Source organism: Prochlorococcus sp. MIT 1201, from assembly GCF_047303415.1.
In the GTDB taxonomy this organism is placed as follows: domain Bacteria; phylum Cyanobacteriota; class Cyanobacteriia; order PCC-6307; family Cyanobiaceae; genus Prochlorococcus; species Prochlorococcus marinus_D.
The window spans coordinates 1,267,883-1,287,050 of the sequence record NZ_CP138947.1; the positions used below are offsets into that span (position 1 = coordinate 1,267,883).

Here is a 19,168-nt window from a genome sequence, read left to right on the forward strand (position 1 = left end):
GAGTATTTCTAGCCTTGTTTTGCCAGAGACTTCTCCCATACTTAGTCAAACAATCCATATCCTCTTGTAAGTTAAGACTTCGTCAGAAAGTTTTACTTGCCATTAGCCAGACAACTAACAGTCAGGGTCATTAAAGACCATTCAGCTCATCTTGACTTTGGCTGCATAGTCATGCTCAGATAACTATTAATTTTTGCGTTGTATTTCTCCTACACCTGCATTGTTTTGATCGTTGAATCAAGCATCACCATTCACCACGCAAGCAGTGCGGGCCTAGTGGCCTAGGTTTTAAACGCGCTTTCATCCTTTAAAGAGGGTGCCATGAGCTGCGAAGATTTCACAATCCACTTCCTCCAGACCGTGCCGCGATTTCATGCCCGCGTTCTTGTCAGTCTGCGTCCTTCAGTGCTTGACCCGGCTGGGGAGGCTGCTCGATCTGCTGCCAATCGCCTTGGGGTGGAAGGCATCAGCAAACTGCGGATCGGAAAGTTTGTTGATCTTGAACTCGAGGCTGATAATGAAGCGGAAGCACGCAAGCAGCTGGAACTGCTCAGTGATCGCCTGTTTGCCAATCCCGTGATTGAAGATTGGAGTCTTGAGCTTCAGCCGGTTCCTACAACCACCGCTTAATGCAGCCATGAGTATTGGTGTTGTTGTCTTCCCTGGCTCAAATTGTGATCGCGATGTGCGCTGGGCAGCGCAAGGATGCTTGAACATCCCAACGCGCTTTCTCTGGCATGAGACCCGTGATTTAAATGGTCTTGATGCTGTTGTGCTTCCAGGCGGGTTTAGTTATGGCGACTACCTCCGTTGTGGTGCAATTGCCCGTTTTGCGCCGGTGCTTGAGTCGCTGGTGGAATTTGTTGCACGTGGCGGCAGGGTGCTCGGCATCTGCAATGGCTTTCAGGTTCTGACTGAACTAGGCCTGCTCCCTGGAGCTCTAACCCGCAATCGAAGCCTTCATTTCATCTGTGAGGATGCTTTGCTCACTGTGGAAAGCAACCGCACGCCTTGGCTAATGGGTCATCAACGAAAAGATTCTCTCACCCTGCCCATTGCCCATGGTGAGGGTCGATATCAGTGCAGTAACGAAACCCTTTGCCAGCTACAAGACGATGACGCTATCGCCTTGCGCTATGTCAATAATCCCAATGGTTCAGTGGCTGATATCGCTGGAATTACAAACAAGACTGGCAATGTGCTTGGCTTAATGCCCCATCCTGAACGGGCTTGTGATCCTGTGATTGGTGGTGTGGATGGCAGAGGATTATTGCAATCACTGCTTGGCTGATTCACGATGCGACGGCGCTCGCTGCTGATGGGGCTTCCGGCTGCTATAGCAGCAACCTCGGCTTGGCCAAAGCTGGGGCGAACATTGACCCCAGCCTTTCATGCCTCGACACCTTTGGCGGCGCCAACACCACTTCGTGATGGTTCACGAATTCGGGCGGTCAATACTGGTACGTGGATCGATCCTCAAACAGACTTTTCTTTTTTAGTTGAGCGTTGCAAGGCGCAGGGGTGGCTCCTTGAATTGCCTCCATCGTTGCATCGCCAATGGCATTGGTTTTCTGGCACAGATGCCCAGCGCCGCGCTGAACTAGAGGCCGCGTGGAGGGATCCTCATGTTGATGGAATTGTCTACATCGGCTCTGGTTGGGGTAGCGCAAGGGTTTTGGAGGACGGGTTCCATTTCCCACGACGCTCCCTTTGGAGCCTCGGCTTCTCAGACTCCAGTTCTCTGTTATTGGCCCAGTGGGGTGTGGGATCTCGCGGCGCCATCCATGGGTCGATGACTGGGTCTGACGAACAATGGCAACGAACGGTTGGTCTGTTGTCTTGTCAATCTGTAGCCCCGATATCAGGCATTGGGGTCATTCCAGGCATTGCTGTAGGCCCTTTAGTGGTAACCAATCTCACCGTGGCCACACATCTAATCGGAACACCCTGGTTCCCTGATTTGCGTGGTGCCGTATTAGTGCTCGAGGATGTAGGTGAAGCACCCTATAGAGTTGATCGCATGCTCACACAATGGGGCAGCGCAGGGCTGCTACGAGATGTTGCGGCGGTAGCTACAGGCCGTTTCAGCTGGAAAGGGGAGATTGTCCCGGGAGACTTCTCAATGGTCGGCATCCTTGAGGAGCGTCTTTCTTCTCTTGGCGTGCCAATTGTCAGTGATCTTCCTGTTGGTCATGGCCAACCGAATCTTGCCTTGCCTCTTGGAGCAATAGCGCGCCTCGACGGACGCAATGGATCTCTAATGTTGTTGTCCTAAGCCATATTTATTAAAAAGGGAGGCCTCGCAGCCCCCCTCAGCGATTCATTTGGCCTTAATCATGCAGCAACAGCGGTTTTTGGATCAAGCTGCCCTTTCTCATAAAGGGCTGAGTAATAGTTGATATCACGTTGCTTAATTTTACTGGCATTGCCGGCACACCAAAACTGCTGATAGCGATCAAGACAGACCTGCTTCATATATTTACGCGCAGGTTTGTTGAAGTGGCGTGGATCGAAGTTGGCAGGATCAGCGACAGAGGCTTCACGCACAGCAGCTGTGAAAGCCAGGCGATTGTCGGTGTCGATATTGACCTTACGCACGCCATTGCGAATCCCTTCTTGGATCTCTTCGACAGGAACGCCATAGGTCTCAGGGATTGCACCTCCGTATTTATTGATCATTTGCAGCCATTCCTGGGGAACGGAAGAGGAACCGTGCATCACTAAATGGGTGTTAGGGATGGCCTTATGGATTTCTGCAATTCGACTGATCGCTAATACTTCACCAGTGGGTTTGCGCGTGAATTTGTAGGCGCCGTGGCTGGTTCCAATCGCGATTGCTAAAGCGTCAACTTTGGTTTTAGCGACGAAGTCGGAGGCCTCAGCTGGGTCGGTGAGCAGTTGGCTGTGGTCGAGCTTGCCTTCAAATCCGTGGCCGTCTTCGGCTTCACCCATACCTGTTTCCAAGGAGCCCAGGCAGCCCAGTTCACCCTCCACGCTTACGCCAATGGCATGGGCCACGCCTACGACTTCTTTTGTGACAGCAACGTTGTACTCGTAGCTGGCAGGTGTCTTGGCGTCTGCCTCAAGAGAACCATCCATCATCACAGAGGTGAACCCGTTGGCTGCAGCACCAAAGCATGTTGAGGGGCTATTCCCGTGGTCTTGATGCATCACAACCGGGATGTCTGGATAAGTCTCAACGGCGGCGATGATCAGATGTCTTAAAAAGATTTCACCTGCGTAGCTTCGAGCACCGCGGGAGGCCTGCAGGATCACTGGGCTATCAGTCTCGTAAGCCGCTTCCATGATGGACTGCACCTGCTCGAGGTTGTTCACGTTGAAAGCAGGGATGCCATAGCCGTTTTCTGCGGCATGGTCAAGCAGAAGCCTTAGCGGAACGAGGGCCATAGAGATCTCCGTAGTGTCAGTAGGGGCCAGTTCTCAAGCAAAGAGTCCTGGACCTGCGGCCCCGGACTTTATAAGACGATGGTCAGAACTGTCACCTATCCCTATCAGGCTTATTTATTTTCAGAGTGTCGATTGGATTTCAAGTCGCTGTCCTGATCTAGCTGAATCCCTTATTTTGTCGCATACCTGTTGGCTGGCCCATCCTTCCGCAAGGCCTGGCAGCATTGGCTGGCCACTGCGCATGCTCTCGGCCCACCAGCCTTGAAGCCTCGCTACAGGGGCGATGCGACCATCAGTCCATGTGGTGGGGAACGCTAGATCCAAATCAGCGCTAATGCTGCGAAGTGGCTCACCGGCAGCTGCTGCCCAGAGGCCAAAGCCATGCACATAGTCTTTCTGGTTGTCACTGCCAAGCAAGAGGCTGCCGTTGCTGCCGTAGATCTCCAGCCAGCACCCTCTTCCCTGGAGGGCAATTGCCGTGAGGCTCACCTGTGCAGGTATTTCAGGCCTCTCATTTCCACCCAGCTTTAACTGAGCCAGGGTGACGTCTTCACTGCTCACATCACGCAGTTCGCCACTAATTGGATCAGGCCTTGTTTGAATCGAGGTGGATAGCAGAGCACTCACCTGGCGAGTTGGCCCACACAACCAATGCAGCATGTCCATGGCATGAGTGCCTAGCGCCCCAATCACGCCGCCACCTGCCTCGGATTGGGAATACCAGTTCCATGGTCTTGAAGCATTGGCGCGACTACTCATTAACCAGTCAAGTTTCACCAGCCATGGCGTTCCCACGATCCCTTGATCAAGCAAACGCTTGGCTTGCATAAACAACGGCACAGCACGGTATTCAAAGTCCACGGCCACGCTCAATCTTTGCTTGATGGCCAGTCGTTGCAGTTCAGCGACTTGATCGGCATGCAACGCGACGGGTTTCTCCAGAAGCAAATGTTTTCCAGCTTTCAATGCTTCGAGCGCCAATTCAAAACGCGGGCCTGGTGGTGTTGCCAGAATCACGGCCTCGATCTTTGGATCAGTCAATAGGGCTGACCAATCGCTATAGCCGATAAGTTCATGCTGGTTAGAAGCTTTTTCTAGTCGCTCTCTGCGTGGATGCCATAGGGCAACAGGCTGTAGGTCTGGATTGGCTTTTAGTGCCGGAAGATGAACGCTTTCACCGAAGCCAAGGCCGGCAATAGCAACACCAATTGGTGGACGAATTGGATTCATGATTGATATTTACGTCACTTCTGCAGTGCAAACCTCATCGATGACTGCATCGATGAGCTCATCGCCATCAGAGGGTTTCCATTCTGCGCGGAAACGATGCAAACCATTCACCGAGGTATCCCTGAAGAGCTTTTGATCGCAATCCACATGCATCAAATAGAGGCTGCCATTTTGTTGCTTCTCGCCTTCTCTGAGCGCTGGAGTAAAGCGACTAAGCACGCTGAGATTGCCATCCTTGTCGTAATGAAGGCTACCTATATCCCACCATTGCTGTCCAGCTTCAGTAGCGGGGACTTCCTTCCATTCGACTGGGCCAGCGCTTGCGATTTCTACTTCGAGAAAGCCGTAAGGCATAAAAAGGGTTAGCAGCAGGAGCATGAAACCCTGACCTAGCCAGAGGCAGAATCGGAATAGAGATTTGCTCATTTACCCGCAGCCTTTTTCGCTTTACAGCCATGCAGCAGCAAGAGTGAGGCCAGCGTTTTACGAAGTTGCGTTCGAGGCACGATCGTGTCTACGAAGCCATGCTCTTGCAGATATTCGGCAGTCTGAAAATTGTCGGGTAGTTTTTCCCGCAAGGTCTGCTCAATGACCCGGCGTCCAGCAAAGCCAATCAGAGCCTTCGGTTCCGCCAGAATTAGATCACCAAGCATGGCAAAACTTGCAGTCACACCACCGGTAGTTGGATGAGTGAGTAGTGGGATGTAGAGCAATTCAGCCTCTCGATGTCGTTGAAGAGCACCGGAAATCTTGGCCATTTGCATCAGGCTGAGCATACCTTCTTGCATTCGAGCTCCGCCTGAAGCGCAGACAATCAAGAGGGGTAGACCTTGGGCTGTTGCCCGCTCCACCAGTCGGGTGATCTTTTCGCCAACAACTGATCCCATAGAACCGCCCATGAAGCGGAAATCCATCACCGCCATGGCCATCGGCATTCCTTCGACTTGGCAAAGACCTGTGACGACCCCGTCCTTCATGCCTGTTGAGGCCTGGCTTTCTCTAAGTCGATCGGCATAGGCACGGCGATCTTTAAATCCGAGTGGATCTGTAGGGCTGAGGTTGCGATCCAGTGATTTAAAACTTCCTTGATCAGCAATCAGGACGATCCTTTCGTCGCTATCGATGCGGTGGTGGTAACCGCAGTTGGAACAAACACTTGCATTGGCATGAAGATCCTTGCGATAAACCACCTGACCGCATTCGGGGCATTTGACCCAAAGGCCATCGCTTTCTTCAGTTTCCTGGCTCACCTTGCCAACGAACTGACCCTTGCGACGATCAGCAAACCAGTCGAATAAACTCATCCTTTTAAATCAGTGTGAGGACGGGTGACTTCTCAACTGGCACAAGGCTTCTCGGGCAGTCATAAGGATGGATCAAGTGTCCATGCTTATGTCCAATACCGCAAATTAAGAAGTGGTGATTCATCCAAATCTAAAGCGCGCTTGATTCACTGACAGTTGGCATTTTTTTCTAGCAGCCGTTGGTCTATTAAAGACCCATTAGGTTGAGCCAATGTTGCCACCACCAATCTGATCCACAAAGCCATACACCCCAGACCCCAAAGGCAATGAAAGGCCCGAAGGGAAAAGGCTGGCGAGGTTGTAGCTGACCAGCAAGCCGACCGATGAGACCAACCGCTGCGCCGCTGATGATGGCCAGGGTCATGGCCATAGCCACCCCATTCAGTCCTAACCATGCTCCAGCCATGGCCGCCAATTTGGCATCACCAAGCCCAAGGGCCGGCTGGCCAATCAGCTTTTTGGCAAGGAAGCTAAGCCCTTCCATCGCAATTAAGGCTGCTGCTGCTGCTAGTAAATGGTCGAGTAGCAGGCTTGATCCCTTACTCCAGCCGAGTGAAACTGCCGCTGTCGCGGTGAACGCCAGGCCTAACAAAAGGCCAGCCCGACAAAGTGATTCTGGCAACCACATGTGATCGAGGTCGATGAGGACCAGTGGCAACAGCACACTGACAAGCACGACTCCAGCAAAGAGATTGAACAAGGAAGACAACTCGCCCATGCTGGTTGGAGCTGCCAAGGCAGCCGATACCCAAAGCCCGGCGCTGAGACTCTCCACCGCTGGATAACGCACTGGAATGGTGGTTCTGCAATCACGACAGCGACCGCCCAGTTGAATCCATGCGAGTACTGGGATGTTGTCGTGCCAACGCACACCACATCCACAACGTGGGCAATGGCTACCAGGCCAAATCAATGATTCCTTTCGGGGAAGCCGCCAAGCCATCACATTGATGAAGCTGCCCATACAAGCTCCGATGATCGCTAGATAGATCCAGAGCATTAGCTGCGCCTAGAGATGGCGATGTTTCTTGCACGGGTTTGACGGGAGCGCATCGGGAGGGTGCGCAGGAGCTCTAGCTTGAGAAATTTTTCTTTTGGAAGCAGAACCGGAAGATCAAAGACAACGCGTCCTTTCCCATTGTTTTCATTCAGAACAACACCAATGGGTTCCGTGCCAGTGATGGTGTTGGAGAGATAGTTGAAATAAATTTGTCGTGCTTTCTCAATCAGTTGGCCGCTGTTGAACCGATCGCAGCGTGCTGCCTCGGTTGATCGGGGAGCGGCTGTTGCAATTACAAATGAGAGGTTGGAAATAGAAATAGGATTAACTGATTACTCAGATAATCCCATCATAGTTGTTTCTTGAGGTAACTAAATTATTTTGTTTATGAGAGTTTGTGTTTGTCTTCAATCAGGCGATGAATGATCGGGGTCAAAATTAATTCCATTGCAAAACCCATCTTGCCTCCGTTCACCACGATGCTTGTCGGGCTCGACATAAACGAGTCATTAATCATGTTGAGCAGATCTCCAAAGTCGATGCCCCATTTTTCGCGAGCACCTTTGCGGAAGTGAATGATCACAAAGCTTTCATCCGGCGTAGGGATGTTCCTACAAATGAATGGGTTCGAGGTGTCCACAGTGGGCACTCTCTGGAAATTGATGTCTGTACGGCTGAATTGTGGACAGATGTGGTTGATGTAATCAGGCATGCGGCGCAGAATCGTATCCACAATTGCTTCTGCGGAATAGCCTCGCTCGGCATTGTCGCGGTGGATTTTTTGTATCCACTCAAGGTTGGTGATTGGTACCACCCCAACCAGTAGGTCGGCGCAGGCTGCTACGTCGTAGCCATCACCAACGACACCACCATGCAGTCCTTCATAGAAGAGAACATCCGTGTTGGTTGGAATTTCCTCCCAAGGGGTGAACTGACCGGGGTCAAGTTTCGTGCCTAGGCGGCTGTTATGTTCTGCTGCCTCTTCAGTGCTATGCAAGTAATAACGCTTCTTGCCACCCCCTGTTTGACCGTAGGTGCGGAAGAGCTCTTCCAGCTTGTCGAATAAGTTCGCTTCTGGGCCGAAGTGGGAGAAGTTTTCACCCTTGGCCAAGGCGTCAGCCATGGCTTCCTTCATGGCCATCCGCTCGAAGCGGTGGTAGCTATCGCCCTCCACAACGGCGGGCGTGATTTTCTCTCGGGAAAAAATGTGTTCGAAGGCCCGCTTTACGGTGCTGGTTCCGGCTCCAGAGGACCCTGTAACGGCGACAACCGGGTGACGCTTCGACATCGACGCAGACAGGACAGGCCCAGAGATTTTGGCAGGTCATGGAGCAAACAGCTCAATTTGGCAACATCAGCATTTGCTTATCAGAGTTCTCGATCCTTTAAAGCGCTTGCAGCAATTGCTCACCCATCTCTGCGCAGCCCAGTTGGGTGCAACCCTCACTCATGAGGTCACCTGTACGGAAACCTGCCGCGAGAACACGCTCTACTGATCCTTCAAGAGCCGTGGCGGCATCGTTTTCCTTTAAGCCAATTCTCAGCATCATTGCTGCGCAAAGCACCATTGCCATTGGATTGGCCAGGTCTTGTCCTGCGATATCGGGTGCGGAGCCATGCACCGGTTCGAACAGTCCTGGTCCTTCGCTGCCGAGCGAAGCTGAGGGCAGCATGCCAATCGAACCGGTAAGCATCGCTGCTTCGTCACTAAGGATGTCTCCGAATAGGTTGCCGGTAAGCAGCACGTCAAATTGCCTGGGGTTGCGCACCAATTGCATCGCGGCATTGTCCACATACATGTGGCTGAGCTCTACATCTCCATAGTTGGCAGCCAAAGCATCGACACGATCACGCCACAGTTGACTGACATCAAGCACGTTTGCCTTATCTACTGAACAAAGCTTTCCGCTGCGATCGCGGGCAAGCTCGAAAGCGACCTTGGCGATTCGATCCACCTCAGTTCTGGAGTAGGTCATTGTGTTGAAAGCGCGCTCATCCCCATCGGCCTCAATCCGCCCTTTCGGTTGGCCGAAATAAATCCCACCTGTGAGCTCACGCACCACCATTAGATCAACGCCTTTGATCACATTTGCTTTCAGGCTGCTGGCATCGATCAGGGCCGGCAAGATCATCACCGGCCTCAGGTTCGCAAATAGTTTCAGTCCTGCCCGAAGGGATAACAAGCCTGTTTCCGGCCGTTGCTCCCTGGGCAGGGCGTCAAAGCGAGGGCTACCAATTGCTGCAAGGAGCACCGCATCACTGGCTTGACATGCCTCAAGGGTGCTGGCGGGCAAGGGCGATCCGCTTGCGTCTATGGCAACCCCACCGATGGGGTGTTGCTCGAAATTCAGCTTGAAACCGTGTTGGTGGCCTACTGCATCAAGTAACAGCTTTGCTACAGCAGTGATTTCAGGACCGATACCATCACCAGGCAGCAGAACGATGCGGTGCTGGCGCATGTGGAGAACTCCAAAATGGCTTGTGCCTCCTGTGAGGTTACTGAGGTGTATCTCTTGTCAGCTTCCTCAACATTTTGGCCATCTCCGGTAATTTGCTGAAGGTGGCGGAACAGCGCAACCAGAGGCGATTTGGAATCGCGGGATAGCCGCTGACAACTTCCCCCGCTTCAACTTCGCCATGAATACCGCTCTTCGAGCTAGCGATGGCACGATCGCCGATTACAGCGCGATTAGCGACTCCAACCTGACCGGCGAGGATTACACCTTCACCCAGGCGAGCACCGCCGGCAATCCCCACCTGTGAGGCAAGGGCACATCCTTGGCCTGTAACCACCCCGTGGCCGATTTGCACGAGGTTGTCAATTTTGGTCCCAGCGCCGATGCGAGTCTCACCCACCGATGGACGGTCGATGGTCGACCCGCAGCCCACTTCTACACCGTCTTCAAGAACCACCAAACCGGTTTGGGGCATCTTTCTCCATCCATTGGCGGTAGGTACGAAGCCGAAACCCTCTGATCCCACAACGGCATTGGAGTGCACAACGCAGTTCAGACCTAGCCTGGAACCAGGCTGAAGAACAGCATTGGCATGAAGTTCATTAGCTTCCCCCACCACCACATCTTCGTAAATCACTACGCCTGGATGGACCACGCTATAGGCACCGATACGGCTGCCATCACCGATGACGACGTGCGCACCGATTGAGATCCCTTGGCCAAGATGCACTTGATCTCCGATCACGGCTGTGGGGTGAACACCTGCCTTGGGCCGCGAGCGTGGATGCAATTGTTCCAAGGCTTCAGCGAATGCCAGGCGAGGATCTCGCAACACCGCAAAGGCCAGCCCTCTTTGTTCAGCAATGACACGTAGATCATCCTGAGGTGGAATCAATACGGCCCCAACCTTGCTGTGGCTTAGCTGAGTGGTTAGTGCATTGCCCTGTTCCAGAAAACTGAGCTGATTGGCCTTTGCTTGATCGAGAGATGCGCCGCTAAGCAGTTCAGGATCTTCAGCTAGCTGGTGGTCCTGCAGCCCAGCGCTTCCTTGTTGGAGGGAGGCGATCAACTGGCTGAAGCGCATGTCAAATCACTTTTCGGCGGATCGTAGGCGTGATGTGTTGGTGATGTTCAATCAAGTCACGCGTTGCGGAGAACCAACACGTCCCTATGCACCACGACCGGTGAACGATTCGTGCTCATTTGGGTCTCAATGGCCTCGCGCAGTTCTTTGCTACTCAAGGAACACAGGCCTCGAGCGAGCTCATTACCTTCGGGATTAATTAGTCTTACCGGCTGGTTGGCTTCAAAGTTTCCTTCCACCTCTTTAACCCCCACCAAGAGCAGGGAGGCGCCACGATGTTGAAGGGCATCGCAGGCGCCTTCATCCAGCTGAAGGGTCCCTAAGGGCTTCAGAGCATGGGCCAGCCAGCTCTTGCGATTGCCGAGAGGTTGAGGGTGAGGATGAAACACCGTGCCGCTCCGTCTTCCTTGCAGCAACCCATCAAGCACTTGAGGATCGCGGCCATCAGCAAGAAGAACGGTGATGCCACTTGCGGTAGCGATGCGAGCTGCCGCAAGTTTTGTAGTCATGCCCCCAGTGCCCCAGGAACCTCCCTCCCCTGCCGCGACTTCCAGGGCAGTCAGTTCATGGGGATGGTAAACATCTGAGATCGGTTCGGCAGAGGCATTAATGCGGGGGTCTGAGGAATAAAGGCGATCCACGTCGGTGAGCATGATGAGCTGATCAGCCTCCACTGCGGTTGCAACGAGAGCTGAAAGGGTGTCGTTGTCGCCGTATCGCAATTCTTCCGGAGAGAGGGCGTCGTTCTCATTCACCACCGGCAGAACGCCCCAGTCGAGCAATTGCTTCAAGGTGCTAGAAGCATTGCGGTATCGCTGCCTCGAGCCAAGATCTGAGCGGGTAAGCAATACCTGAGCCACGGTGTGACCCCTTCGGCTCATGGCAGCCTCATAAAGAGCCATGAGTTGTCCTTGACCGATCGCCGCCGTCCCTTGGAGAGCCACCACATCAACCGGCCGTTGGCTTAGCCCTAGACGATTACAACCAAGACCTACGGCGCCACTTGTTACGAGGACAACATGATCCCCCCGCTTGAGGCTTGCTGAAAGGCAGGCGCTGTAGCTCTCAATCACTTCGGCGGTGGATTGCTTCTCATTGCCTCTCAGCAGGCTGGTTCCCACCTTCACCACCCACAGACTCATGTCTGTGGGGCCCCTAACCATGCGGCAAGTTTTTGTTCAAGACGCTGAACTCTGTTGTTTTTGCAGGGGTAGCCATCGGCGCGTAGTGGTCGAACTAGAACGGTATAGAGATCAAGACGGTTTCCGGCTAGCACGTCAGTGAAGATTCGATCTCCCACAATGGCAATCTCTGTAGGTTTGCACTGGATCTGATTGAGTACCTTTCGCAGTCGGGCTCTGCGAGGTTTCGCTGCACTGCAGGTGAAGGTGAGATCTAGTTGCTCAGCTACCGAACCGATACGTTTTCGAGAGGGATTGTTGCTGAAGAGGTGAAGTAACAGATGGCGTTGGGCTTCCTTAACCCAGCTTGTAACGGATAGCGGTAATTCAATCTCACGCCCGGGCAGCAAGGTGCGATCAACGTCAAGGATCAGGGCCTGCAGGCCCTGATCCAGCAAGTGCTGGATCGGCAGATGGGGAAGGGTCAGGCCGGGTGCCCAGTTTGGCTGAAGCCAGTGTTGGCTCATCTGATCTACAGCTCCCTATCTTCGAGCTCGACTTCAATACGTGGCTGAACTTGATCGAATTCCTCTCCTTCGACAAGCTTTGCTTGACCGTCGGTCATGCGAGCCACAACGAAGAAGGGATCCAGAGGGATATAAAGGCCATACTCCTGCTCTTGAACCATAAAACTAACGAGTAATTCATATGTCTCGGAGTCGTCATCGGTTTCCTCATCTTCCAATTCCTCTGGATCGGGTTCATCTAGTTCACCGTTCACAGTGAGTGTTACAGCTGAACGAACAAGAGTGAGGTCGTGTTCTTGCAGCACGACATCGGCCACTGAAAGGATTGGTTCACTGCTGGCAATCGTTTCGATCAGTTCAGGATCGTTGCCTTCGCTGAGGCGGAAGAGGGAGACGGGGGTGTCGACCGGTGTGAGTAGGGCGTAATCCTTGTCATCAAGGGGAATGAGTTGCTCGAGAAAACAGAGCAGATCCCGCCCTTCATCATCTCTTACTAAGACCGTTGGCACCTCGCCATTGATGTTTGGACCCGGGGCAGTCATTGGAGCTGAGGTTGATTTGCTCAGGATCCACTATCGCTGTTCACCTGACTCACTGGATGGGCCGCCACGTGGACCGGTTTCAGTTCGGGACCTTCTCGCAACCACTGCTCGAGCAGAAGTGCTGCCGCAGCGCTATCAAGCTGGCCACTTCGATCGCCTTGCAAGTTGTAGCGTTCAGCAGCAGCCCAACTACTGCTGTGTTCATTAACCAAAGCGAGAGGCAGCTTGAGAGCTCTCGCCAAGCGTTGTCCATAACGCTCATAGTGTCGTGCTTGATCTGTGGGCAGACCTTTGGCATCGAGCGGCAAACCCACGACCAAACCTTCTACTTTGCGACTAGTGCAGTGCCACTGCAACACTTTTAGGTCTCGTTCGAAGCTTTTTCTCTGCAGAGGTGGTAGAGGACTCACCGTGATGCCAAGTGGATCGCAACCTGCTAGGCCGATGCGTCTTTTCCCCAAATCCAGACTAAGCATGGATTTGGGGCTGGGTTTTGTTGCCGTCATTAACGTCGGCCCAGGATTGGAGTAGGCAGAGGTGGGTGCTGGGGTTGCAGTCGCCCCAGCATCGATTGCAGTGGTCGAGCTCCAAGAAGCAACTTGTTACTTACCTGGCGACGCCAAAGACTGCGACCAAGCAGCAACTCTTCTCCCGCACGCTTCCATCTCAGTTGTTCGAGAAGAGTATTGAGAGGCTCGTCTTCGCTGGTGGTGATCAGTCGGAATGTTTTGGACATGCTCGTAAGGTCAGCTAAAACTTTTGGCAGAGCTTGTGACAGTCGAGGGTCCCAGCCGACATCGCGCATCAGTTCAAGCACTGTTTCTGAGTTTGTTCCAGGATGGCTAACCAGACCTGCAATGGCCGTACTCGTTGCGCCGCCCTGGGCAAGCAGCACGCCACTGCCCGTTTGGTTTTGGTCAAGTAGGTCGATCCATTGTCGATCGACGATCTGGCGGAGATGGCCAGATCCTCCGGCTTTTTCCAGTGGCCAAAGCAAGGAGGCTGTTCGACGGCTCAGCTGTTGCCAGCTGAGCTCAGCAGGCCAAGTTGGTATCGACTGGGCCATCAGTGAGGGTGATGTCCAACACTGGAAGAGCTTGAGAGGTTGAAAGCCGAGCACTCTGGCTAGTGCCAGCTGATCGGTGTCATTGGCGGGGCAGCGCAAGATCCAGCTCTGTGCCCGCTTACTGCCTTGCTGGATGGCATTTGTTAAAAGGTCACGGCTCACGCTTTGGTTGCTGCATTGCCGCGGCGACGTTATGAGCTCCGGTGAGGTCACTGACCAGCACGTGCCACGTCGGTTGTAGGGCCTAATCACAACAAAGCCGACCAGATTTTTCTGCTCAAGAGCAACTAGGCAACTTGGCTGCCTAGTTGGCAACAAGCTTGGAAGTTGTTGTTCAGCTCTTGCCAGCCAACCGCGCCAAAGCATGGTCTCTAGCCAGTGCATCCGACCAGCGTGTTCGCTGGCATTCAGCATGGGGAAGTGGCTCGCTCTGAGGGACATCACCTGAAGGGGGCTGCTGGATGCCTCGATCACGCCTCGACCAATGCCTTCATTTGAATCTTATCCAGCTTGACCATGTCTTCCATTGTGGTCAATTGGGTCGGACCAAGACCAGAGGCGTGCGTTCATTGGCATTACCGGCTGGGTTCGGACGCAGAGCTTTCTTGAGAAGGGTTTCATCGCAACCATCACTAGAGGCCAGAACCTTCACCCGGCCGAGATCATTGACATCAACGATGGCAACGCCAACTCCCAACTCAGCGGCTGCTTGTCTGCAGAGCTTTGTTGGCGCGAGGGGCCCAAGCACGATCGTTTGATCGTATGGAGGAGTGGTTCCTGTGATGTCATCAATTAGACGTGCCTGTTCGCCAGCAAGTCGATAGAAGCCTCCTTTGATACCTAGTGTTTTCAGAATTAGGCCAACGATCCATGCCAGTAGCACTCTGGTTGGCCCTACCAGATTAATTAAGCTCTGTAGCCCACAAGCAGTAGCAAGACTGCTTGTGGGATGAAAGGCTCGGCAAAGGAACCGGGCGAGCCATCCAGGGTTGACTGTGCTCGGGTGGTGATAGCGCCCTTGCATAATCGCCACCGGGGTTTCCCCGATCGTGAGGACATCTCCGGGGCGTAGATGCGGCTTGGCGTAGTCACGCAAGATCTCAACAGTGTTATCGAGGGTGCCAAGCAAATGGGTTTTCAGAGGTAACACCTCACAGCAATCGCCAGCTTGGAAGCTGACTTCAGAGGGTTGGAGAGGTTCTGGCTGATGGAGTGGCACCAGGACACCTTGACGACGCTTCAGCCGACCAAAGGGGCCGTAGTTCACCCAGTTGACATCTACCCAAATGCTGTCAGCACTGGTTTTCAAATCGCTGTTTTTGCTGTTCTGCAGGCGCAGGTTCACCTGCACCCTCGTGCTTTTGTGGCCTTTGACAATGTAGGCCGCCCAGTAACCATCATCGCGAGCCTTTTCATCTGGATGATGTGGGGTGATCTTTGTGCTCAACTTGACTTCACTTAGATCGGCTTTGCCAAGCAGAACAGGGTTAATTTGCAACTCAGGCACCATCACTTCCATGCGCGGATGGGGGTTGCTGATCTCCAGCCAGATTTCTACATCAAGATCAGAGTTGCTTTGCTTGACGTTGAAGTCGAGCGCCTTGAGGCTCAGAGGGGAGGCGGGCCTCAGGAGATGCCTCAGTTCGAGCCAAAACACACCAAGACCCAGCAGTAGGAGCAGCTCAAGCAGGCAAGTCATTGGAGCAGCCGGCTTACTAGACCGGGGGACCTGGCGCGCAGCGTAAAGGGTGGTTGATGCTGATAGCAGTGCTTTAGCGCCTTATTCTTTCACCATGAAGCTGTTGTACTCATTGAAGCTGTCGATTTTAAGAGAATCAATTGGTTTACTTAGGCCTGTAGCAGTACTGATTGCATCATTGATTTCATCGAGTGAAACTTGGCCTTCTTGATCGAGTAGCACCTCACCTTGACCATCGATCACCACCACTTGAGGGATGCGTCCATGCCAGTAATAAGACTCTTCATGGGGATCGTTGCTTGTTCGTCCTTGAAACTCGTCTGTGGTCAATGGGATCAGATCAATGGAATCTCTCCATATCAAGTTAATTGTTGAAACCACAGGCGAGAAAGCCTTACAGACGGCGCTGTCATCGAGATAAAACACGATCACACTTGTGCGCTTCTCCCTAAGGGCTTCGGGAAGGTTTGTTGCTTGCCCGTAACCCAATGAACCATCACCCGCATAGATCGGGAAGATGTTGCCGTCGTAGGCATCGTCATCTCGGATGGCTTGGACTGGGGGCACCATCAGAAGAATGGCCAGACCCAAGCTCAGGAGTGCTTTGAGCAGATGGGTCATGGGCAGTACACGGAGATGTTTAATGCTCATTTTGGCGCTTGATTGCCTCGAAAGTATGGGAATTAGCCACCTCTCAGGCTGCGTCCCATTCCCTGCGCGATTCCTCGTCCAACCAGACCAATAGCACGGCCTAATACCTGCGTAAGCACGACCACCATGAGATCACCGATGCGTTTGATCAGGGATTGCATTGAGGGTGCCAGAGCATCGCGAGCTTCGAGCAATAGAGCAACTTGCTGCTGCCACCAACCAAGCTGGCTGAGTTCTTCATCACGAGGTTCGGTGAGCAGTAATGGCTCGATAATGCCGTCTCGCAACCTGTAGAGGAGTCGTTTACTTTCGTAGAGCTGGATTGGTCTTTGAATCCAGTTTTGCCAACGGGCCTGACTATTGAGTTGATTACGCAATCGCTCGAGTTCTCGTGTGGAGATCAAGTGCTGGTTCAGTAGGAAGCGGCGTAGTTCGGGCCACTCACCACAGGTTCCGAGAACTTCGGCACTGATTATTTCAGCGGTTCGTACGAGCCAGTTACCCACCAACATTTCGAGTTGCAGTAAGGCACGAGGGGAATCTGCCGGCAGCAGCTGCCCCTCAACAAGCACGGGTCTGTCGAGCAGCAATGGAGCCAGCATTCTCTGGGGATCTGGAAGTTCTTGATCAATTCCCTTGAGATCGGCAGTGGCAAGCAATTGATCTGCCACTGGTTTGAGTTCACCACCTCGAGGAAGTCTGACGTAATTACCTGCCATAGATCGCAGGGCTTGTTCACGTAGTTCAGATTCGAGCGTCAGCCAGGAGTCATTGAGTGGGGTCTCGGTACTGTTGGGTTGACGCAGTTTTTTCAGCACATGATCCAATTGGTTCAAAAGGGCACGGAGTAGGTCACGACGTCGCTCAGGATTGAGGCTTTCAATCGCTAGCAGGCTGCCTGTTGAATTTCTGAGTCCTTTTTCTACGGAATCGCTAAGCCGCTGACGGATCGCCCCCCATACCGCCACTGCGTTCCGTTCACTGAGGCAGATAACCGTTCCGGCAGCTTCTGCTGAGATCTGTCTTGAAGCATCGAAATCGAAATTGATGCGTGCCTTTTGGGATGGCCGATTTGGGGGGAAAGGGTTGCGTAGACCCACTTGCAGCGGTCCCCAAATCCATAACAAAAAATCTCTTGCACTACGGAGTTCCCGCTGGCGCCCTTCCATCAAAAGACGAAACAGTTCATTTTTGGGCGGTGGGTTGAGGAATGCTTCGATCAACCTCAGATCGTTGTCGATCTGCTGGAGACCACTCACCAACAGCCACTGACCAAGCCCCATCGTTGCTTGGGGAATGCTGTCTTGGGAGACGGGGGCAGCATTGAGTCTCACAACTCTGCCACCGCCACAAAGAGTGGTGATGGCAGCCTGCAATGTGGCCAGATCGGGGTCTTGAAGTAGGCCTGGACAATCGAGGCTCAACAACTCGTTTGCATTGAATCGAAGCTGGGCCGGAAGGATCAGCATTACTGGCGCAGGTTGCCAATGCTCCTGAAGTCTTTTGAGTTCCAGTTGCAATGTGCTGAGAGTTTCGAGACTCTCAACCGACAAGATCACTAGGACTGGATGACGGCTCAGCTGGTCCGTCCGCAGAATGACATCCAGGTTTGGGTTTGCACTGCTGAGCTGCAACGCTAAGGATTCACCGAGCAGATCGGGAGCCAGCAACAGGATCTGAGTGGATGTGCTGTCCGCCAAATTCACCACGGCACAAGGCTTATGCCATCAAGGTAACGAGCGTTAGGCAAATCCTCCAGTCCGTTGAGATCTTGATGTTTTTAGTCGTTGTTATTACATGCTGGCCGACCGCTGAGTTGAAGGGTGTAGGAGTGAATGCAGTAACCAGTTTTGGCCTCGATTTGATCGAGCAAATCCTCAGGGAGTTCTATATCAAGGTCTGTGATGTTGCCGGTCTCTATGCAAGTGAGGTGGCTATGAGGATCGCTTCGGTAGCTGTATAGGCGACCATTGGCTCGATCGAGACATTCGATCAATCCTGCTGATTGAAGTGCCTCCAGGTTCTGATAGACGGATGTGTGACCAATGGACCGTCCACAGGTGTTGAGCTTTTGAAAGATATCGCGAGCACTGAGATGAGTGGCTTCGCTCCAGAGGAGATCCAGCACCATGCGCCGCTGACGGCTTAGTCGCATCCCAAGCCGCCGGCAGCGTTCGAAGGCTCCCTGCACTCCATCTTCATCCCGCTCAGCACTTGAGCCGCTGATTTTGGGAGCGGTGTGCATCACAACTGAAGTGATAATGAATTCAATTTACGGCTCCAGCAAGGTCAATTCATAGTCCAAGGTCCTCATGCCATCAGTGGTTTGCTAGTTGGTGGGTCCTGCAGTCGGCCATCGCCAATGGCTCGGATTGCTTCTTTTAGATCCACCTTGCCGTCGTAGAGAGCTCTTCCCACAATCACCCCACTCACTCCATAGGGTTCAAGAGCCAGCAGACTAAGTAGATCGGCCATGCAACCCACGCCTCCGGAGGCGATTACTGGAACGCTGCTGGCGTTTGCCATTGCACGTAGTGACTCTAGGTTCGGCCCTTCAAGGGTTCCATCAGTTGCAATGTCTGTGCTGATGATTGCGGCGATACCGGCAGCATTGAAATCTGCAGCTAAGTCTGTTGCATTCACCTCGCTTTGGCTAATCCATCCTCGCGTTGCCACCTTGCCGTTTTTGGCATCGATGCCGACGATAATCCGACCGGGATTCCTTTGGGCAAGCTGTTTCACTAGCTGGGGTTGCTCTATTGCCACGGTGCCAAGGATGACTTGTTCAAGGCCGTAGGCGAGGAGTTCTTCGGCTCGTTCGAGAGTGCGCACACCACCCCCGAGCTGGACAGGAATATTGAGGGCTGAGGTAATAGCTCGCACACAGGAATCGTTGACCGGCTCACCAGATTTGGCGCCATCGAGATCCACCAGGTGTAGGCGAGTTGCCCCCTGCTTCTGCCAGCTAAGGGCTTGATCAACGGGGTCCTCGCTAAAGCGAGTCACCTTCTCGTAGTCCCCCTGGTGAAGTCGCACGCACACGCTGTCCAGTAGGTCGATGGCTGGGATGATCTCCATGA

Annotated in this window: 21 protein-coding genes; 3 read left to right on the plus strand and 18 right to left on the minus strand. The window is 53.3% G+C overall.

Going from position 1 to position 19,168, the window contains the following annotated elements; all coding sequences use genetic code 11:
* Window positions 1-321: 321 nt before the first annotated feature.
* From purS to SIB41_RS06125, 3 genes are read left to right on the plus strand one after another with little or no spacing between them, the layout of a single operon-like run.
* A complete protein-coding gene (gene purS / locus SIB41_RS06115) occupies window positions 322-630 on the plus strand; it encodes a phosphoribosylformylglycinamidine synthase subunit PurS (RefSeq protein ID WP_413361250.1) in 309 nt (102 codons plus the stop codon).
* A 7-nt stretch (window positions 631-637) separates the two neighbouring features.
* Window positions 638-1,291 carry a phosphoribosylformylglycinamidine synthase subunit PurQ gene (gene purQ / locus SIB41_RS06120; protein WP_413361438.1) on the plus strand — a complete coding sequence of 218 codons (654 nt, stop codon included), beginning with the start codon at window positions 638-640 and terminating at the stop codon, window positions 1,289-1,291.
* Between the two features lie 6 nt (window positions 1,292-1,297).
* Entirely contained in the window at window positions 1,298-2,275 is a 978-nt protein-coding gene (locus SIB41_RS06125) for a S66 peptidase family protein (RefSeq protein ID WP_413361252.1), read from the plus strand.
* Between the two features lie 59 nt (window positions 2,276-2,334).
* Here SIB41_RS06125 and fba read toward each other — a convergent pair whose 3' ends face one another.
* The 18 genes from fba to hisA form a co-directional block, all read right to left on the minus strand.
* Window positions 2,335-3,408, minus strand: coding sequence for a class II fructose-bisphosphate aldolase (fba, locus tag SIB41_RS06130; protein ID WP_063403851.1), 1,074 nt, complete (start codon window positions 3,406-3,408; stop codon window positions 2,335-2,337).
* A 120-nt stretch (window positions 3,409-3,528) separates the two neighbouring features.
* Window positions 3,529-4,638 (minus strand): Gfo/Idh/MocA family protein, encoded by a 1,110-nt coding sequence (locus SIB41_RS06135; protein WP_063403850.1) that lies wholly within the window; start codon window positions 4,636-4,638, stop codon window positions 3,529-3,531.
* 9 nt (window positions 4,639-4,647) lie between these two features.
* Window positions 4,648-5,016, minus strand: a complete 369-nt coding sequence (locus SIB41_RS06140) for a hypothetical protein (RefSeq protein WP_413361440.1) — start codon at window positions 5,014-5,016, stop codon at window positions 4,648-4,650.
* Window positions 5,017-5,060: 44 nt separating this feature from the next.
* On the minus strand, window positions 5,061-5,942 hold the full coding sequence (gene accD / locus SIB41_RS06145) for an acetyl-CoA carboxylase, carboxyltransferase subunit beta (protein ID WP_413361255.1): 882 nt from the start codon (window positions 5,940-5,942) through the stop codon (window positions 5,061-5,063).
* A gap of 187 nt (window positions 5,943-6,129) precedes the next feature.
* Window positions 6,130-6,942 (minus strand): prepilin peptidase, encoded by an 813-nt coding sequence (locus SIB41_RS06150; protein WP_413361257.1) that lies wholly within the window; start codon window positions 6,940-6,942, stop codon window positions 6,130-6,132.
* 385 nt (window positions 6,943-7,327) lie between these two features.
* Window positions 7,328-8,230, minus strand: coding sequence for a phosphoribulokinase (locus SIB41_RS06155; RefSeq protein ID WP_011129911.1), 903 nt, complete (start codon window positions 8,228-8,230; stop codon window positions 7,328-7,330).
* A gap of 97 nt (window positions 8,231-8,327) precedes the next feature.
* Complete coding sequence (gene leuB / locus SIB41_RS06160) at window positions 8,328-9,401, minus strand: 3-isopropylmalate dehydrogenase (RefSeq protein WP_413361259.1); 1,074 nt, start codon at window positions 9,399-9,401, stop codon at window positions 8,328-8,330.
* A 37-nt stretch (window positions 9,402-9,438) separates the two neighbouring features.
* Complete coding sequence (lpxD, locus tag SIB41_RS06165) at window positions 9,439-10,482, minus strand: UDP-3-O-(3-hydroxymyristoyl)glucosamine N-acyltransferase (protein ID WP_011129909.1); 1,044 nt, start codon at window positions 10,480-10,482, stop codon at window positions 9,439-9,441.
* A 56-nt stretch (window positions 10,483-10,538) separates the two neighbouring features.
* Window positions 10,539-11,624: a glutamate 5-kinase gene (proB, locus tag SIB41_RS06170; RefSeq protein WP_413361261.1), complete on the minus strand. Its 1,086-nt coding sequence runs from the start codon at window positions 11,622-11,624 to the stop codon at window positions 10,539-10,541.
* A complete protein-coding gene (locus SIB41_RS06175) occupies window positions 11,621-12,130 on the minus strand; it encodes a YqeG family HAD IIIA-type phosphatase (protein WP_011129907.1) in 510 nt (169 codons plus the stop codon). The genes proB and SIB41_RS06175 overlap by 4 nt, the downstream gene beginning before the upstream one ends.
* A 5-nt stretch (window positions 12,131-12,135) precedes the next feature.
* Window positions 12,136-12,672: a DUF3727 domain-containing protein gene (locus SIB41_RS06180; RefSeq protein ID WP_011129906.1), complete on the minus strand. Its 537-nt coding sequence runs from the start codon at window positions 12,670-12,672 to the stop codon at window positions 12,136-12,138.
* A gap of 20 nt (window positions 12,673-12,692) precedes the next feature.
* Complete coding sequence (ruvX, locus tag SIB41_RS06185) at window positions 12,693-13,178, minus strand: Holliday junction resolvase RuvX (protein WP_011129905.1); 486 nt, start codon at window positions 13,176-13,178, stop codon at window positions 12,693-12,695.
* Window positions 13,178-14,212 carry a hypothetical protein gene (locus SIB41_RS06190; protein ID WP_413361264.1) on the minus strand — a complete coding sequence of 345 codons (1,035 nt, stop codon included), beginning with the start codon at window positions 14,210-14,212 and terminating at the stop codon, window positions 13,178-13,180. The genes ruvX and SIB41_RS06190 overlap by 1 nt, the downstream gene beginning before the upstream one ends.
* Window positions 14,213-14,270: 58 nt before the next feature.
* Window positions 14,271-15,437 (minus strand): F420-0:Gamma-glutamyl ligase, encoded by a 1,167-nt coding sequence (locus SIB41_RS06195; RefSeq protein ID WP_413361266.1) that lies wholly within the window; start codon window positions 15,435-15,437, stop codon window positions 14,271-14,273.
* Between the two features lie 81 nt (window positions 15,438-15,518).
* Window positions 15,519-16,088 carry a thylakoid membrane photosystem I accumulation factor gene (locus SIB41_RS06200; RefSeq protein ID WP_011129902.1) on the minus strand — a complete coding sequence of 190 codons (570 nt, stop codon included), beginning with the start codon at window positions 16,086-16,088 and terminating at the stop codon, window positions 15,519-15,521.
* A 32-nt stretch (window positions 16,089-16,120) separates the two neighbouring features.
* Complete coding sequence (locus SIB41_RS06205) at window positions 16,121-17,797, minus strand: DUF3685 domain-containing protein (protein WP_413361268.1); 1,677 nt, start codon at window positions 17,795-17,797, stop codon at window positions 16,121-16,123.
* A 71-nt stretch (window positions 17,798-17,868) separates the two neighbouring features.
* Window positions 17,869-18,333 carry a Fur family transcriptional regulator gene (locus SIB41_RS06210; protein ID WP_063406673.1) on the minus strand — a complete coding sequence of 155 codons (465 nt, stop codon included), beginning with the start codon at window positions 18,331-18,333 and terminating at the stop codon, window positions 17,869-17,871.
* Between the two features lie 65 nt (window positions 18,334-18,398).
* Complete coding sequence (hisA, locus tag SIB41_RS06215; protein ID WP_413361270.1) at window positions 18,399-19,166, minus strand: 1-(5-phosphoribosyl)-5-[(5-phosphoribosylamino)methylideneamino]imidazole-4-carboxamide isomerase; 768 nt, start codon at window positions 19,164-19,166, stop codon at window positions 18,399-18,401.
* Window positions 19,167-19,168: the final 2 nt, after the last annotated feature.

Bases quoted from the DNA above. Each gene is read 5' to 3' on its own strand.
- SIB41_RS06135 (WP_063403850.1), bottom strand. From the start codon at position 4,638: ATGAATCCAATTCGTCCACCAATTGGTGTTGCTATTGCCGGCCTTGGC.
- SIB41_RS06125 (WP_413361252.1), top strand. From the start codon at position 1,298: ATGCGACGGCGCTCGCTGCTGATGGGGCTTCCGGCTGCTATAGCAGCA.
- SIB41_RS06140 (WP_413361440.1), bottom strand. From the start codon at position 5,016: ATGCTCCTGCTGCTAACCCTTTTTATGCCTTACGGCTTTCTCGAAGTA.
- lpxD (WP_011129909.1), bottom strand. From the start codon at position 10,482: ATGCGCTTCAGCCAGTTGATCGCCTCCCTCCAACAAGGAAGCGCTGGG.
- proB (WP_413361261.1), bottom strand. From the start codon at position 11,624: ATGAGTCTGTGGGTGGTGAAGGTGGGAACCAGCCTGCTGAGAGGCAAT.
- SIB41_RS06175 (WP_011129907.1), bottom strand. From the start codon at position 12,130: ATGAGCCAACACTGGCTTCAGCCAAACTGGGCACCCGGCCTGACCCTT.
- SIB41_RS06150 (WP_413361257.1), bottom strand. From the start codon at position 6,942: ATGCTCTGGATCTATCTAGCGATCATCGGAGCTTGTATGGGCAGCTTC.
- purQ (WP_413361438.1), top strand. From the start codon at position 638: ATGAGTATTGGTGTTGTTGTCTTCCCTGGCTCAAATTGTGATCGCGAT.
- purS (WP_413361250.1), top strand. From the start codon at position 322: ATGAGCTGCGAAGATTTCACAATCCACTTCCTCCAGACCGTGCCGCGA.
- SIB41_RS06200 (WP_011129902.1), bottom strand. From the start codon at position 16,088: ATGAGCATTAAACATCTCCGTGTACTGCCCATGACCCATCTGCTCAAA.
- leuB (WP_413361259.1), bottom strand. From the start codon at position 9,401: ATGCGCCAGCACCGCATCGTTCTGCTGCCTGGTGATGGTATCGGTCCT.
- SIB41_RS06155 (WP_011129911.1), bottom strand. From the start codon at position 8,230: ATGTCGAAGCGTCACCCGGTTGTCGCCGTTACAGGGTCCTCTGGAGCC.
- fba (WP_063403851.1), bottom strand. From the start codon at position 3,408: ATGGCCCTCGTTCCGCTAAGGCTTCTGCTTGACCATGCCGCAGAAAAC.
- ruvX (WP_011129905.1), bottom strand. From the start codon at position 13,178: ATGACGGCAACAAAACCCAGCCCCAAATCCATGCTTAGTCTGGATTTG.
- accD (WP_413361255.1), bottom strand. From the start codon at position 5,942: ATGAGTTTATTCGACTGGTTTGCTGATCGTCGCAAGGGTCAGTTCGTT.
- SIB41_RS06210 (WP_063406673.1), bottom strand. From the start codon at position 18,333: ATGCACACCGCTCCCAAAATCAGCGGCTCAAGTGCTGAGCGGGATGAA.
- SIB41_RS06180 (WP_011129906.1), bottom strand. From the start codon at position 12,672: ATGACTGCCCCGGGTCCAAACATCAATGGCGAGGTGCCAACGGTCTTA.
- hisA (WP_413361270.1), bottom strand. From the start codon at position 19,166: ATGGAGATCATCCCAGCCATCGACCTACTGGACAGCGTGTGCGTGCGA.
- SIB41_RS06195 (WP_413361266.1), bottom strand. From the start codon at position 15,437: ATGACTTGCCTGCTTGAGCTGCTCCTACTGCTGGGTCTTGGTGTGTTT.